The 14,878-nt window shown below is 66.2% G+C and carries 15 protein-coding genes and 1 other RNA gene; 7 read left to right on the plus strand and 9 right to left on the minus strand.

Annotation, left to right across the window (positions count from 1 at the left end; all coding sequences use genetic code 11):
• Positions 1-64 precede the first annotated feature (64 nt).
• On the minus strand, positions 65-1,684 hold the full coding sequence (locus ACQ5BL_RS16860; protein ID WP_243809170.1) for an ABC transporter permease: 1,620 nt from the start codon (positions 1,682-1,684) through the stop codon (positions 65-67).
• A gap of 192 nt (positions 1,685-1,876) precedes the next feature.
• Here ACQ5BL_RS16860 and ACQ5BL_RS16865 point away from each other — a divergent pair, with 192 nt between their 5' ends.
• The gene (locus ACQ5BL_RS16865) at positions 1,877-2,206 is read left to right on the plus strand and encodes a hypothetical protein (RefSeq protein ID WP_243809169.1); all 330 of its coding nucleotides are present in this window, start codon (positions 1,877-1,879) and stop codon (positions 2,204-2,206) included.
• A 10-nt stretch (positions 2,207-2,216) separates the two neighbouring features.
• Here the strand turns inward: ACQ5BL_RS16865 and ACQ5BL_RS16870 are convergent, their stop codons facing one another.
• The 6 genes from ACQ5BL_RS16870 to ACQ5BL_RS16895 all read right to left on the minus strand — a co-directional run bounded on the left by ACQ5BL_RS16870 (position 2,217) and on the right by ACQ5BL_RS16895 (position 9,136).
• Positions 2,217-3,218, minus strand: coding sequence for a Fe(3+) ABC transporter substrate-binding protein (locus ACQ5BL_RS16870; protein ID WP_243809168.1), 1,002 nt, complete (start codon positions 3,216-3,218; stop codon positions 2,217-2,219).
• A gap of 95 nt (positions 3,219-3,313) precedes the next feature.
• Positions 3,314-4,648 (minus strand): vWA domain-containing protein, encoded by a 1,335-nt coding sequence (locus ACQ5BL_RS16875; RefSeq protein ID WP_243809167.1) that lies wholly within the window; start codon positions 4,646-4,648, stop codon positions 3,314-3,316.
• 160 nt (positions 4,649-4,808) lie between these two features.
• Positions 4,809-6,026 (minus strand): 2-octaprenyl-3-methyl-6-methoxy-1,4-benzoquinol hydroxylase, encoded by a 1,218-nt coding sequence (locus tag ACQ5BL_RS16880; protein WP_243809166.1) that lies wholly within the window; start codon positions 6,024-6,026, stop codon positions 4,809-4,811.
• A gap of 25 nt (positions 6,027-6,051) precedes the next feature.
• Positions 6,052-7,236: a 2-octaprenyl-6-methoxyphenyl hydroxylase gene (ubiH, locus tag ACQ5BL_RS16885; protein WP_243809165.1), complete on the minus strand. Its 1,185-nt coding sequence runs from the start codon at positions 7,234-7,236 to the stop codon at positions 6,052-6,054.
• Between the two features lies 1 nt (position 7,237).
• Positions 7,238-8,572 (minus strand): Xaa-Pro aminopeptidase, encoded by a 1,335-nt coding sequence (gene pepP / locus ACQ5BL_RS16890; RefSeq protein ID WP_243809164.1) that lies wholly within the window; start codon positions 8,570-8,572, stop codon positions 7,238-7,240.
• Between the two features lie 9 nt (positions 8,573-8,581).
• Positions 8,582-9,136, minus strand: a complete 555-nt coding sequence (locus tag ACQ5BL_RS16895) for a UPF0149 family protein (protein WP_207885740.1) — start codon at positions 9,134-9,136, stop codon at positions 8,582-8,584.
• A 185-nt stretch (positions 9,137-9,321) separates the two neighbouring features.
• Here ACQ5BL_RS16895 and ACQ5BL_RS16900 point away from each other — a divergent pair, with 185 nt between their 5' ends.
• The 4 genes from ACQ5BL_RS16900 to ACQ5BL_RS16915 all read left to right on the plus strand — a co-directional run bounded on the left by ACQ5BL_RS16900 (position 9,322) and on the right by ACQ5BL_RS16915 (position 10,716).
• Complete coding sequence (locus ACQ5BL_RS16900; RefSeq protein ID WP_207885741.1) at positions 9,322-9,531, plus strand: TIGR02449 family protein; 210 nt, start codon at positions 9,322-9,324, stop codon at positions 9,529-9,531.
• Complete coding sequence (locus ACQ5BL_RS16905) at positions 9,528-9,842, plus strand: cell division protein ZapA (RefSeq protein ID WP_152219347.1); 315 nt, start codon at positions 9,528-9,530, stop codon at positions 9,840-9,842. The genes ACQ5BL_RS16900 and ACQ5BL_RS16905 overlap by 4 nt, the downstream gene beginning before the upstream one ends.
• 32 nt (positions 9,843-9,874) lie before the next feature.
• Positions 9,875-10,053, plus strand: a non-coding RNA gene (gene ssrS / locus ACQ5BL_RS16910) — 6S RNA.
• Positions 10,054-10,062: 9 nt separating this feature from the next.
• Complete coding sequence (locus ACQ5BL_RS16915; protein WP_243809163.1) at positions 10,063-10,716, plus strand: 5-formyltetrahydrofolate cyclo-ligase; 654 nt, start codon at positions 10,063-10,065, stop codon at positions 10,714-10,716.
• Here the strand turns inward: ACQ5BL_RS16915 and ACQ5BL_RS16920 are convergent.
• A complete protein-coding gene (locus ACQ5BL_RS16920; protein WP_279381568.1) occupies positions 10,704-10,835 on the minus strand; it encodes a hypothetical protein in 132 nt (43 codons plus the stop codon). The genes ACQ5BL_RS16915 and ACQ5BL_RS16920 overlap by 13 nt on opposite strands.
• Positions 10,836-11,161: 326 nt before the next feature.
• On the opposite strand from ACQ5BL_RS16920, the gene ACQ5BL_RS16925 reads away from it, so the two are divergent.
• Both ACQ5BL_RS16925 and ACQ5BL_RS16930 read left to right on the plus strand, forming a co-directional pair.
• Positions 11,162-11,623, plus strand: a complete 462-nt coding sequence (locus ACQ5BL_RS16925) for an EVE domain-containing protein (RefSeq protein ID WP_243809162.1) — start codon at positions 11,162-11,164, stop codon at positions 11,621-11,623.
• Positions 11,624-11,708: 85 nt separating this feature from the next.
• Positions 11,709-13,547 carry a sensor domain-containing diguanylate cyclase gene (locus tag ACQ5BL_RS16930; protein ID WP_207885744.1) on the plus strand — a complete coding sequence of 613 codons (1,839 nt, stop codon included), beginning with the start codon at positions 11,709-11,711 and terminating at the stop codon, positions 13,545-13,547.
• A gap of 205 nt (positions 13,548-13,752) precedes the next feature.
• Here the strand turns inward: ACQ5BL_RS16930 and ACQ5BL_RS16935 are convergent, their stop codons facing one another.
• The gene (locus ACQ5BL_RS16935; protein WP_430293193.1) at positions 13,753-14,877 is read right to left on the minus strand and encodes an ABC transporter permease; all 1,125 of its coding nucleotides are present in this window, start codon (positions 14,875-14,877) and stop codon (positions 13,753-13,755) included.
• Between the last annotated feature and the right edge of the window lies 1 nt (position 14,878).

Here is a 14,878-nt window from a genome sequence, read left to right on the forward strand (position 1 = left end):
GCACGAAACGCGCGCATTGTAGTCGCATGACCGGCCCGTGGACAGCGGGTCCGACGGTCGAATCTCAGCGATCGGCACAACCGGCCGCACGGGCCGAACGACGGATCAGGCCGATGACCGGGAACAGCCCCACCAGCACCAGCGTCAGGGCCGGCAGCGCGGCCCGCGCCCACTCGCCCTCGCTGGTCATTTCGAAGACCCGTACGGCCAGCGTGTCCCAACCAAAGGGGCGCATCAGCAGCGTCGCGGGCATTTCCTTGAGCACATCGACGAACACCAGCAGCGCGGCGCTCAGCGTCCCCGGCAGCAACAGGGGCAGGTAGACCCTGAAGAATAGTCCCGCTCCGCCCACTCCGAGACTGCGCGATGCCTCCGGCAGCGACGGACGGATACGCGCCAGGGCGCCCTCCAGCGGGCCGTGGGCCACCGCCATGAAGCGGATCAGGTAGGCCACCAGCAGCGCACCGAGACTGCCCAGCAGCAGGGGTTTGCCGGCGCCGCCCAAGGCGGAGGACAGCGGGATCACCGCATGGTTATCCAGCCAGCTGAAGGCCAGCATGATCGCCACCGCCAGCACCGAGCCGGGCAGCGCGTAGCCTAGGTTGGAAATGCCGACTGCCGAACGCACCGCCGCGGTGGGCGACAGGCGGCGGGCAAAGGCCAGCAGCAGCGCCACCGCCACCGTCACCAGCGCGGCAAGCCCGCCCAGGTAGAGGCTGTGCAGGATCAACCCCCAATAGCGCTCGTCGAGATCGAAACGGCCCTTCTGCCAGCACCAGGCCAGCAGTTGCAGCACGGGAATGACGAAGGCACAAGCGAACACCAGCAGGCACCAGGCCGTCGCCGCGAACGCCTTCCAACCATGCAGGCGATACAGGGCAGCACCACGCGGCCGCTCGCTGGGCACGCCGCTGCGGCCCCGGCTGTAGCGCTCGCCCAGCAGCACCAGCATGACGAAGAGCAGCAGCAGGCTGGCCAACTGGGTGGCGCTGGAGAGGCTGTAGAAGCCATACCAGGTCTTGTACACCGCAGTGGTGAAGGTATCGAAGTTGAACACCGAGACGGTGCCGAAGTCCGCCAGGGTCTCCATGATCGCCAGGGCAAGGCCCGCGCCGATCGCCGGCCGCGCCATGGGCAGGGCGACCCGCCAGAACGCCATCCAGGGCGACAGCCCGAGGACCCGCGCCGCCTCGGTCAGCCCGCGCCCCTGGGCGAGGAAGGCGGTGCGCGCCAGCAGGTAGACGTAGGGGTAGAACACCAGCACCAGGACGATGATCACCCCGCCGGTGGAGCGCACCCGGGGCAGCCGCAGGCCGCTGCCGAACCACTCGCGCAGCAGCGTCTGCACCGGTCCGGCGAAGTCCAGCAGGCCGACGAAGACGAACGCCAGAACGTAGGCCGGCACCGCGAAGGGCAGCATCAACGCCCAGTCCAGCCAGCGCCGGCCGGGGAATTCGCAGAGGCTGGTGAGCCAGGCGAGACTCACGCCCAGCAGCGTCACCCCGACGCCGACGCCGCCGACCAGCACCAGCGTGTTGCCCAGCAGGCGCGGTAGCTGGGTATCCCAGAGGTGCGCCCAGATTTCCCGGTCGATCTCCGCCCAGCTCAGCAGCAGCACGCTGATCGGCAGCAATACCAGGGCGGCAACGATGAAGGTGATGGGATACCAGCGGTTGAAGCGCATGTAACGGGTTATCCAGAAACGTCCGTGGGCGCTCTCGCTTGAAGAGCATCAGTGTCAGGCGTATCCGAATGACACCGGGAAATATCCGCTCGCAGACTCGAAATCAACTGATCGCGAGGATGCAGGGATAAAGCGCAAGGTAGAGCGGTCGAATCGGCCACTTTGCCATCGCCGTCCCTCAGGAGAAACCCCATGCGGCTCACCCCAACCCTCCCCGCCCTGCTGCTTTGCTCGCTGTGCGGCGCCGCCTTTGCCGAGCCACCGAGCTCGCTCGAAGCCTGCATGGACCTGGCCTCGCGCTCCTTTGCCAGCGATCCGACCATGCAGCAACGCTGGCAGCAGACCTGGTTGGATGCCAGCAGCGTGCGGGAGGAAAGCTATACCGGCGAGGTCAAGGGCGTGGTGGCCAGCAAGGCGCTGCGCGCCACCCTGCGCAAGGGCGAACAGCTGGACGGACACTTCACCTGCCTGCTGGCGGAGAGCGGCAAGCCGCTTTCCGTGCAATACCAGCCCGCGCCCTGAGGGCTACCCATCAGTTCCAGCCGGCGCGATCCATCAGCTTGATCGCCTCGGCCTGGCGCTTGCCGGCGACTTCCACCGGGATGCTGTCGGCCTTGAACGCGCCCCAGGCCGCCACTTCCTTCGAAGGCTCCACCTTCGGGTTGGCCGGGAATTCCTGGTTGATGCCGGCGAACAGCGCCTGGGCCTCCGGGCCGGTCATCCACTCCACCAGCTTCTTCGCCGCCTCCGGGTGCGGCGCGTACCTGGTCAGGCCGATGCCCGACAGGTTGACGTGCACGCCACGGTCGCCCTGGTTCGGCCAGAACAGTTTCACCGGCAGGTCCGGCTTCTCCTGGTGCAGGCGGCCGAAGTAATAGGTGTTGACGATGCCGACGTCGCACTGACCGGCGGCGATGGCCTGGAGCAGCGCGGTGTCGTCGGAGAACACGTCGGTGGCCAGGTTGCTCACCCAGCCCTTGAGGATTTGCTCGGTCTTCTGCTCGCCGTGGGTCTCGATAAGGGTGGCAGTCAGCGACTGGTTGTAGACCTTCTTCGCCGTGCGCAGGCACAGGCGGCCTTCCCACTGTTTGTCCGCCAGCGCCTCGTAGGTACTCAGCTCCTCGGGCTTCACCCGCTGGGTGGAGTAGGCAATGGTGCGCGCGCGCAGCGACAGGCCGGTCCAGCTGTCAGTGCCGGAGCGGTACTGCGGCGGGATGTTGGCGTCCAGGGTGGGCGAATCGAAGGGCTGCAGGATGCCCATCTTCTCCGCCTGCCAGAGGTTGCCGGCGTCGACGGTCAGCAACAGGTCGGCCGGGGTATTGGCGCCTTCGGCCTTGATCCGCGCCATCAGCGGCGCTTCCTTGTCGGTGATGAACTTGATCTTCACCCCGGTCTTCTCGGTGTAGGCGTCGAACACCGGCTTGATCAGCTCGTCGATGCGCGAGGAGTAGACCACCACTTCGTCGGCGGCCTGGGCGGTGCTACCGATGGCGGCCAGCAGGAGGGTGGCGAGAAGACCTTTGCGCATGAGCATGGGCGTGTCCTTTGCGGGAAAGATATCCCGCAAATGATAAGGAACCGCATTTGCCATTGGGTCGCGCAGGTGTGTCGGGGTGTTTCAACCTTCGATCATGGCGTGGATGCGCTGGACTTGAACACCTTCTGGGTCTTCTGGTTATACACATCCTGCGACATGGATTTCTTCAACTCCGACTCTCGCACCGGCTCGCTCGCCATTTTCTCGTAACTGCGGGTCTGCTCTCCAATCGACTTGAGCTCCTTCGAGTTCAGAATCTCGGCATTGCGTTCGAGCATCACGGCGTTGTCCTTCAGCAGTTGCTTTCCCTTGGCGACATCGCCCCTGGAGATGGCCTGCAGTGCCTGTTCGTTCTGCGCAGTCCCCACCTGCAGCATGGCCTTCTCCATCACCGCCGGGTTGGCGCTGGCCACGGCGGCCTTCTCGTCATGCACCAGCTCGGCCTGGCTGTCCACCTGAGCCTTGACGGTCTCTCCGTTCATCGACTGATAGGCCAGCCCCACCTTGGCCAGAGGCAGCTTGTCCATGGCACTCCCCGGTGACGTCTTGGCCTCCACAATCACGTACTTCTCCTGACCGCCACGCAGCTGCGGAATCTTCACCTTGATGTCCTGACCCTTGATCTCCGAGTCATAGCCATACACTCGCACCGGCTCGACACCCGGCTGCAACTGGATATCGAATTGCGCATCGCGCGCCACCACGGCTCGCGCATCGTCGAATTCGGCGCCAAAGATACCTTCGAGCTGCGCAGCGTTGCGGGCGAAGACGTGGTTGCCGTCACTCGCCGCCGCCAGCTTCATCATCAACTCTTCGTTGTAGGACTCGCCCAATCCGACCGTGGTGACCGAGATGCCTTTCTTCGCCAGACCACGGCCCAATTCGGCCAGCTCCTGCGGGCTGGACGGGCCGATATTGGCCTCACCGTCGGAGAGCAGCACCACGCGATTGAGCTGGGCCTTGCTCAGGTGCTCGGCTACCTGTCCGGCACCGGTCTCCACGCCGTCGTAGAGTGCGGTGTAGGCGTCGTCGCGAATCTTGCCGATGATCGCCCGGAGCTTCGTCTTATCGACGTTCTGAGTAGAGGGATAGCGTACTTCTGCCTGTTCGGAGAAAGTCACCAGGGCCAGACGATCACGCGTCTGCAGGCGTTCGACAAAACTCAGCGCCGCGCGGCGGGCATAGTCGATGCGCTCGCCCTGCATGGAGCCGGAATTATCCAGGACCAACGCCACGTTCAACGGCGTCTGCGTGGCCTTTTCGGGCCCATCCTCGGGCACCGTTACCGCGACTTTCAGATAGAACGTCTGCGGCTTGCCCGCCACCAGCTTGCCTTGGCTGCTATCCACGGACAGCGGGCCGGCCATGCCCGCACAGGTCCAGAGCATCAGGCAGGAAGAAAACAGCCGGGGGAAAAAGGGAGTCATGGTCGGACCTCGGGGTGACAGGCCGGCAATGAGCCGGCCCATGAAATGAGGTCAGATTTGTAACAACGCCACCCGCCTGGCGCCATCCGCGACGACAGCGGCAAGGCAAGGATTATCACCTAATCGTCGTAGGACTTTGCCGACAATAGCGGCGTCCGGCTCACACCCGCGCCAGCGTCGGCAGATCGCCCGACAGCCCCAGCGCCTGCCGCACGAACATCCCCTTGGCCTCGTGATGCTTGTCCACCAGCCGCAACCCGGCATTGCGCAGCCAGCGCACCGCCAGCGGGTCGGCCTGGAACAGGCGCTGGAAACCTTCCATCGCCGCCATCATCGCCAGGTTGTGCGGCATCCGGCGGCGCTCGTAGCGGCTCAGCACGCGCTCTTCGGCGATGTTCTCGCCGCGCTCGTAGGCATGCAGGATCACCTCGGCGAGCACCGCGGCATCGAGGAAACCGAGGTTCACGCCCTGCCCGGCCAGCGGGTGGATGGTGTGCGCGGCGTCGCCGATCAGCGCCAGCCCCGGTTCCACATAGCGCTTGGCGTGACGCTGGCGCAGCGGAATGCACAGGCGACGGTCGGCGTGCTCGATGGCGCCCAGGCGATGCTCGAAGGCGCGCCCCAGCGCGGCGCGGAAGCTGTCGTCGTCCAGCGCCATGATCTTTTCAGCCTGCTCCGGCGTGGTCGACCAGACGATCGAGCACCAGTGCGCATCGCCCTCCTTCGCCAGCGGCAGGAAGGCCAGCGGGCCGTCGTCGGTGAAGCGCTGCCAGGCAGTCGCCAGGTGCGGCTTCTCGCAGCGCACGCTGGTGACGATGGCGTGGTGCAGGTAATCCCACTCGCGGGTGGCGCAGCCGGCCAGGCGGCGCACGGCGGAGTTGGCGCCGTCGGCGGCGATCACCAGCGGCGTGCGGATTTCCCGGCCATCGGCCAGGGTCAGCAGCCAGTCGTCGCCGGAATGGCGCAGTTGCTCCAGACGCGCGCCGGGCAGCAGGCCGAGGGCGGAGTCATGCAGGCGGTCCAGCAAGGCATCCTGCACCACGCGGTTCTCGACAATATGGCCGAGCACTTCGGCGTGCACGCTGGCGGCGCTGAAGTGGATCTGCCCGGTGCCGGAGCCATCCCATACCTGCATTTCGCGATAAGGTTCGGCGCGACGCGCGGCGATGCCGTCCCAAGCGTGCAGGCGCTGGAGGATGCGCCGGCTGGCCTCGGACAGGGCGCTGACGCGCGGCTCGAAGGGCGCCTCGCGGTCGAACGGCTTGACGCTCAGCGGGCTGCCGTCCAGCAGCAGGATGTCCAGGCCGCTGCCTTCCAGGGCCAGGGCCAGGGCGCTGCCGACCATTCCCGCGCCGACTATTACCAGATCCGCGTGCATCGAATTTCCTTATGGCTGGGGGCTGTCACACCGGGCGAGCGCCCAGGCCCATGGCCTGGCGGGCGAACCAGCGCTTGGCCGGCGGCAGCAGGTCGAGGCCGAGCAGCCCCAGGTTGCGGCCGGTGGCGAGCAGCGGCTGGGCATTGGAGAACAGGCGGGTGACGCGGTCGGAGAAGCCGACGGTCATCTGCTGGTCCAGGCGCTGGCCGTCCAGGTAGCGCTGCAGCACGGCGAAGTCGCCCGGCGCGGCCTCTTCCTGCAGCAGCCGGTCGCCCAATGCCTGGGCATCGCGCAGCGACAGGTTGAAGCCCTGCCCGGCAATCGGGTGCAGGCTGTGGGCGGCGTTGCCCAGCACGACGAGGTGCGGGCGAATCTGCTCTTCGGCCTCGATCAGGCTCAGCGGATAGCCATGGCGCACGCCGACCTGACGGAAGGCGCCCAGGCGATAGCCAAAGGCGTCCTGCAACTCGGCGAGGAAGGCCGCATCGGGCAGCTCGCGCAGGCGCTCGGCATCGCGGCCGTTGCGGGTCCAGACCAGCGCGCAGCGGTTGTCCGGCAGCGGCAACAGGGCCAGCGGACCGTTCTCGGTGAAGCGTTCGAAAGCCTGGCCACGGTGGGCTTCGGACGGGCTGACGTTGGCGATCAGCGCGGTCTGCCCATAGGAGGACGAACGCACGCCAATGCCCAATTGTTCGCGCAGGCCCGAGCGGCCGCCGTCGGCCAGTACGGCGAGGTCGCAATCCAGCTGCGAATCATCGTCCAGGGTCAGGCGGTAACCGTCGCCAATCGCTTCCATCCGCCGCACTTCGGCGGGGCAGCGCCAGCTCACCACCTCCGGGTCCAGCGCGTGCCACAGGCACTGGCCGAGCCAGGCGTTCTCCACCACGTAGCCCAGGGCTGGTACGCCCTCTTCCACCGCCGTCAGGCGGGCGGAGCCGAAGCGGCCACGGTCGGAGACGTGAATCTGGGTAATCGGCTCGGCGCGCTGGGCGATCTGCTGCCACAGGCCCAGACGCTCATAGACCTGCCGGCTGCCGAAGGACAGCGCGGAGGAGCGCGCGTCGTAGCTGGGCTGGTAGGCATCGCCGGGGGCGAAGGGCTCGATCAGTACGATCTTCCAGCCGCGCTCGCGGGCGCCGGCCTGGAGGATCAGCGCCAGGCTCGCGCCGACCAGTCCGCCACCGATGATGGCCAGTTGCGTACGTTGCATGTCAGGCGGCCTGAACCTTGGCTTGCGCCATCAGCGCCTCGATCTCGGCGACGGTCTTGGGCACGCCGTTGGTCAGGATTTCGCAGCCGGTCTTGGTCACCACCACGTCGTCCTCGATACGCACGCCGATGCCGCGCCACTTCTTCGGCACGTCGGTGTTGTCCGGGGCGATGTAGATGCCCGGCTCGACGGTCATCGACATGCCGACTTCGAGCACGCGCCATTCGCCGCCGACCTTGTATTCGCCGACGTCGTGCACGTCCATGCCCAGCCAGTGACCGGCGCGGTGCATGTAGAAGGCCTTGTAGGCTTCGCTTTCGATCAGTTCGTCGACGTCGCCGCTGAGCAGGCCGAGCTTCACCAGGCCGGCGGTGATGACCCGCACGGTGGCTTCGTGGGCCTCGTTCCAATGGCGGCCGGGGGCGATGTAATCGAAGGCCGCCATGTTGGCTTCAAGCACCAGCTCGTAGATGGCCTTCTGCTCGGGGCTGAAGGTGCCATTGGCCGGGAAGGTGCGGGTGATGTCGCTGGCGTAGCAGTCGATCTCGCAGCCGGCATCGATCAGGATCAGGTCACCGTCCTTGATCTGCGCGTCATTCTCGCGGTAGTGCAGGATGCAGGCGTTGCGGCCGGTGGCGACGATGGAGCCGTAGGCCGGCATCTTCGCCCCGCCCTTGCGGAAGGCGTAGTCGAGTTCGGCTTCCAGGTGGTACTCGTAGAGCCCCGGACGGCAGATCTGCATGGCACGCACGTGGGCGCCGGCGGAAACCTCGGCGGCATAGCGCATCACCTTCACCTCGCCGGCGCTCTTGTACAGGCGCAGGTCGTGCAGCAGGTGGTCGAGGGCGACGAACTCGTTCGGCGGCTGCGCGCCCTGGCGGGCCTTGGAGCGGATCACGTTGATCCAGTCCATCAGCCGGCGGTCGAATTCCTGGTTGGCGCCCAGCGCGTAGTAGACGCGGTCGCGGCCTTCGATCAGGCCGGGGAGGATGTCGTCGATATCGCCAATGGGGAAGGCATCGTCGGCGCCGTAGGCGCTGATCGCACCGTCCTGGCCGGCGCGCAGGCCGTCCCAGAGTTCACGTTCCGGATCGCGCTCCCGGCAGAACAGCACGTACTCGCCATGCTCGCGGCCGGGGATCAGCGCCATCACCGCTTCCGGCTCGGGGAAGCCGGTGAGGTACTGGAAGTCGCTGTCCTGGCGGTAGACGTGCTCGACGTCGCGGTTGCGGATGTACATCGGCGCCGCCGGGAGAATGGCGATGCTGTTGGGTTCCATCTGCGCCATCAGCGCCTTGCGCCGACGGGCGTATTCCGACTTGGCGATACGGATCATGCAGCAACCTCAATGCAGGGACGGTTTCTCGGCCGGTGCCGGCACCTTGCCGAATTCGGAGAACAGCAGCAGCGGGGCGACGCGCAGGTACTCCTGCACTTCCATATAGTCGGCCTCGCCGTCTTCGGAATCTTCCAGCGCGCCCTGGACCTGGGCGATGGCGGCGATGTCCTGCAGCACTTCGTCGGCTTCATCCGACAGGCTCGGGGAACGCAGCGCCAGGCCGAAGCCGGCGAGGAAGCCCTGGCACCACTGGCCCAGGGCCGCGGCGCGCTCGGCCAGCGGCGCGTCGTCGTTGGGCAGCATCAGCACCACGGCCATCTCGCCGGCGCTGAAGTCCTGCTGGACCATGCCCAGCAGGCCACCCAGTGCCGCGCCCAGGCGCTCGCCCGGCTCGCCGCCGAGCAGTTCGCCCGCGGCCTGCAGCCATTCGTCCTGGTCGAAACCGGAACCCGCGCAGACGCGGCCGAGCAGATGGCCGTGCAGTTCGGCGGGAGAAATCGGCAGGGCGGCCTCGGCGAGCAGAGTGGCAAAGGCGGAATAGGCGGAACTTGACGTGGACATGATCGAACCCGGGGTAAGGCAGCTAGGCGCCATCGGGCGCCGCGCATAGAATGTGGTCCCGTATCCTAGCACCGCCGCCCGGTGCAAGACCATGTAACGGGTCGCCGCGTTGACCCGCCCCCGCGGCGGTCCTATATAGTCTGCGGTCACTCCCATTCTCAGTCTGAAGAGCCAAGCGAGAACCCATGGAAGACGCCGACCTGCACGCGCTGATCGCCAAGTTCGACCAGCTGCTCCAGCGCCTGGAGCAGCTCAAGGCCGAGAACCGGCTGCTGCGGGCGAACGAGAAAAGCTGGCGGGAAGAACGCGCCCATCTGATCGAGAAGAACGAATTGGCTCGGCAGAAGGTCGAAGCGATGATTTTGCGACTCAAAGCCTTGGAGCAGGACTCATGAGCCAGTCGAATACCCTGAACGTTCAAATCCTCGACAAGGAGTACTGCATCGCCTGCCCTCCGGACGAGCGCGTCAACCTGGAAAGCGCCGCGCGCTATCTCGACAGCAAGATGCGCGAGATCCGTTCCAGCGGCAAAGTTATCGGCGCCGACCGCGTGGCGGTGATGGCCGCGCTGAACATCACCCACGACCTGCTGCACAAGCAGGAGCGCCAGGACCACGACTCCAGCTCCACCCGCGAGCGCGTGCGCGAACTGCTCGAGCGCGTGGACCGTGCCCTTACCACCGATAAGGAACCGGGTGAAGTCTGACCCTGGAAATTTCCTTGGGGTATAATCCACACCGTTCCCTGGTGTGTTTGCCAGTCGGTGATGTCCCTGAGCCGATAATTGCAACAACGGGGGTTGCCAGTTGGGCTGGTGTGCATGTCCGCACGACGGAAAGCCTTAAAGCCTACTGCAACCACCACCTTGAACTCTCGGGTTCAAGGGCTAACCCGACAGCGGCATGTCCGGGGAGCTTTACCCTTCCATGATCCGATCCGACGGTCTCTCCCGCCCTGCCTTGCGCCGCCAGCTGCGCCAGGCCAGGCGCGCGCTCACCCCCCTTCAGCAACGCCTCGCCGCCCGGGCCCTGTACCGCCAGCTCGCGCAGCATCCGCTGTTTCGCCGGGCGAAGCACATTGCCCTGTACCTGCCGGCTGACGGCGAGATCGACCCACGACCGCTGATGAAGGCGGCGCAGAAGCGCGGCAAGGCGACCTACCTGCCGGTGCTGTCGGACTGGCCGAAGACCCATATGACCTTCCAGCGCGTCGGCATTGGCGAACGCTGGACGCGCAACCGCTTCGGCATCGCCGAGCCGGTATCCAATCGAGGCCAGCAGCGCCCTGCCTGGGCACTGGATCTGCTGCTGCTGCCGCTGGTGGGCTTCGACCCGCAAGGCGGACGCCTGGGAATGGGCAAAGGCTTCTACGACCGCACCCTGGCGTACCTGGGCATGCGCAAAAATTGGCACACACCGACGCTATTGGGTCTGGCGCACGAATGTCAGAAAGTCGATCGGCTGGAACTGGCCAGCTGGGACGTACCGCTGATGGGCACGGTGACGGATGGCGGCTGGTATGGCCGTCTCGCACAGGCGTCGCGATCCCTGCGACACCCGGCGGGGAATCACGGCTGCTGAGTCACCTGGGCAGGAATATTGCCCTGGCGTTCCCAGAGGCTCTGGGTGTAACCGGTGGTGACGACCCCCAGGCCGAAAAGGATTACCAGAACCCACAAAAGATCAGGCTTGCGTTTCATCGATTGCCTCCCCCTTCCAGGCAAACTGTCCACGATGGCCGGCGGTGTTTTTTTGTCCGTCCGGCGGGCCAAGCTAAAAACGGCGGCATTCTCCGACAATGAAAAGCTTCCCGCAATTCTGACGCCAACCGATCGTCGGAGGAGGCTCGCCTGCCAAAACTTCGGGCACTTTCAGGCAAGGTTCATGCCGTTTTCCTACATTTTCTTCCTACAGAAAATCTCCTGCGAGCCGGCAGCTTGTCGCAGGGGAAGCACCTACCCTTAGTCCCCGGCCGGACCTCGCGACCGCGTCCGGAAATTCGCCACACACAAGGAGGCCCTCGCGAATGGCACGCGCTTACTGGCTGATGAAATCCGAACCCGACGAACTCTCGATTCACGACCTCGAGCGTCTGAAGACCGCGCGCTGGGACGGCGTGCGCAACTACCAGGCGCGCAACTTCATGCGCAGCATGCAGCCGGGCGACCTGTTCTTCTTCTATCACTCCAGCTGCCCCGAACCGGGCATCGCCGGCATCGCGCAGATCGAAGGCGAGCCCTACCCCGACCCCACCGCGCTCGACCCGCAGAGCCATTACCACGACCCCAAGGCCAGCGCGGAAAAGAACCCCTGGGCCGCCCGCGACGTGGGCTTCGTCGAGGCGTTCAGGTCGGTGCTGCCGCTGGCCGCGCTCAGGGCCCAGGCGGGCCTCGAGGAAATGCCGCTGGTGCAGCGCGGCAGCCGTCTGTCGGTAATGCCGGTGACCGAGGAGCAGTGGCAGATCGTGCTGGGTCTGGCCCGGCGGTGAGAGGACCCCATTTCCGGAAATGGCCGGCCGTGAAAGACCGATAGCACTGTGCTATTAGGTAAGGAACGCTTTCGGAATTCACCGCATGGATCGCCTGAAGTCCTCCTTTGCCACCTATCTCGGACTTGGCGGCCTGCTCTGTGTTCTGCTGCTGGCCAGTGCCTGGCTCGGCCATGAGCTGGCCAGCAGCGAGCGGCAACGGGTTCGCGAACGCCTGAGCTACCAGGCGCGCGCCCTCGCCCACCAGCTGGAAGCCAACCTGCACGAACAGGTTCAGGGCCTGAACCTGCTGGCGCAGATCTGGACCCACCACGGGCGCATCCCGCGCTCGGAGTGGGAGCTCAATGCGCGCTTCTACATCGACAACTTCCCCGGCTACCAGTCGATCCAGTGGGCCGATGCGGGCCTGCGCATCCGCTGGGTGGAGCCCCTGGAAGGCAACGAGGTGGCGCTGAACTACTGGCTGTCGCCGATGAGCCCCGGCTACGCCACTGCGATCGCGGCCCGCGACACCGGAAAGCCAGGCTTGAGCGACAGCATCGAGCTGCTCCAGGGCGGGCGCGGCTTCGTGCTCTACACACCGGTCTACCTGCGCGGCGCAGACGGTACGCGGATCTTCGACGGTTTCATGGAAGGCATCTTCCGTGTCGGCAACCTGATGGACCATCTGCTGAAGCAGGCCGACGACCAGTTGTTCAGCGTGCGCCTGCTGGAACATGGCCAGCCGCTCTATACCCGCGACCAGCCGGACAGCCGGGCCGAGGACACCCTGCGCCTGCCGTTGCAGCTGCTGAACAATCGCAATTTCGAGCTGGAGCTCAGCCCCAGCGCGACGCTGGTGCAGTCGCTCTCCACACCGCTGCCGACGGTCGTCTTCTGCGCTGCCGTGACCATCAGCCTGCTGCTGGTCGCCGCCCTCGCCCTGGCGCGGGACAACGCCCGCCGCGCCACCGCGCTGAGCGCCAGCAACCGCCTGCTCAACCTGGAAGCCGAGCAGCGCCAGGCCATCGAGGGCCACCTGCTCGACAGCCGCGAGCGCCTGCAACTGGTCCTGGACCTCACCGACTCCAGCCGCGACGCCCTGTTCATCTTCGACCTGCAGACCCGCGAGCTGCTGCACATGAATCGCGCCACCTACAGCAGCCTGGGCTACAGCGCCGAGGACTTCCGCCAGCTGCTGCGCGACGACCCGGAACGGCTGATCCCCGGCTTCTTCGCCTGGCTGCAGCTGGTGCAGCAGGCCAACCGGCTGAACCTGGCGATGATCTTCCAGCGCGAGATGCAGCGCCGCGACGGCAGCCTGCAGGCGGCGGAAATCAATACCCAGCTGGCCCGCCAGGGCGAACGCGAGTACCTGATCGCCGTGGCCCGCGACAATGGCGAACGCCTGCAACTGGAAGCCCAGTTGCAGAAGCAGTCGCAGCAGGACGGCCTCACCGGCCTGTTCAACCGTCGCTACTTCGACCGCCAGCTGCAGAGCGAATGGCGCCGCCTGCGCCGCTCCGATTCACCGCTGGCGATCCTGATGCTCGACGTCGACCACTTCAAACTGTTCAACGACTGCCTCGGCCACCTGGCCGGCGACGACGCCCTGCGCCGGGTCGCCGGGGCCCTGCGCGGCTGTCTGCAGCGCGAAGGCGACGCGGCCTGTCGCTACGGTGGCGAGGAGTTCGTGATCATCCTCGCCGATACCAGCCTGAATGGGGCGACCCATGTGGCCGCGCGGGTGCACCAGCACATCGCCGAACTGGCCATCGCCCACCCGGCGACAGAGCTGGGGCGGCTGACCATCAGCATCGGCGTGGCCATCGCCAAGCCTGGCCAGGACAGCGAGCCGGACCAATTGATCGCCCAGGCGGACCAGGCGCTGTATGCGGCCAAGCGCAAGGGACGGAACCAGACGTGCGTGTGGCCGGTGGAGTGATCTGTCAGGTCGGCGCGCGGGCCTTGCACCCTCTCCCTGAAGGGAGAGACACAATGGAGCGCATGAATCACGACTCCCTGTAGGAGCGCGCCATGCGCGCGATCGCGGGCATGGCCCGCTCCTACAATGGAAATGCCTGCGCTGGACGGTTCGCGAGCAAGAACCAGGCGCCCCCCTCGGTCCTACGAAGAACAAAGAGCGGGCGTTACGCCATCTGCCCGATGGTCCGGCGGAAGCGCCAGAGCGCGCCGAAGAAGAACGCCGCGCCGATCCCGACGATGGCCAGCAGTTGCGGCCAGACGATGGACAGGTCCGCGCCGCGATAGAGGATCGCCTGGGCCAGGCTGACGAAGTGGGTGGTCGGCGCCGCCAGCATGATGTGCTGCACCAGCTCCGGCATGCTCTCTCGTGGCGTGGTGCCACCGGAAAGAATCTGCAGCGGCATCAGGGTGAGGATCACCAGCAGGCCCAGCTGCGGCATCGAACGCGCCACGGTGCCGAGGAAGATGCCCATGGAGGTGGTGGCGAACAGGTGCAACGCCGCGGCCAGCAGGAACAATCCCACCGAGCCGCTGATCGGCACGTCGAGCCAGCCACGCACCACCAGCTGCAGCGAGATCGCCGCCGCCACCAGCACCACGGTGCCCATGGACCAGACCTTGGCCATCATGATCTCGAAGGCGGTCAGCGGCATCACCAGCAGGTGCTCCACCGTGCCGTGCTCGCGCTCGCGGATCAGCGCGGCGCCGGTGAGGATGATCGACAGCATGGTGATCTGGTTGATCACCTCCATCACCGCGCCGAACCAGGCCTGGGTCAGGTTCGGGTTGAACTCCATGCGCACCGCCAGCTCCGCCGGCATCGCCGCCTCGGCGCGGTAGCGGCTGACGAACTCGCGCACCTCGGTGCCGACGATGTTCTGGATGTAGCCGGCGCCGGAGAAGGCCTGGCCGGCCTGCGTCGCATCGACGTTGACCTGGATCGCCGGCTGCCGCCCCGCCAGCACGTCACGCTGGAAGTCCGGCGGAATGTCCAGGGTGAAGGTGTACAGGCCAACGTCCATGCCGCGGTCCATCTGCGCGTGGCCAATCATTTCCGGCACCCGGAAGTACGGCGGCTGGAAGGCGTTGACGATGCGCGAGGAGAGCTGCGACTGGTCCTCGTCGACGATGGCGATGGGCGCGTGGTGCAGGGTTTCCGGCACGCCGGTGGCCGAGCTGTAGACGCCCAGGGTGAAGGCCCAGGCGATCAGGATCAGCATCGCGTAGTCACGGCCCAGGCTGCGGAATTCCTTGATGCCGAGGTTGAAGATGTTCGCCAGCTTGCTCATC

Origin of the sequence: Pseudomonas sp. B1-22, from assembly GCF_050474425.1 — a bacterium.
Lineage (GTDB): Bacteria > Pseudomonadota > Gammaproteobacteria > Pseudomonadales > Pseudomonadaceae > Pseudomonas.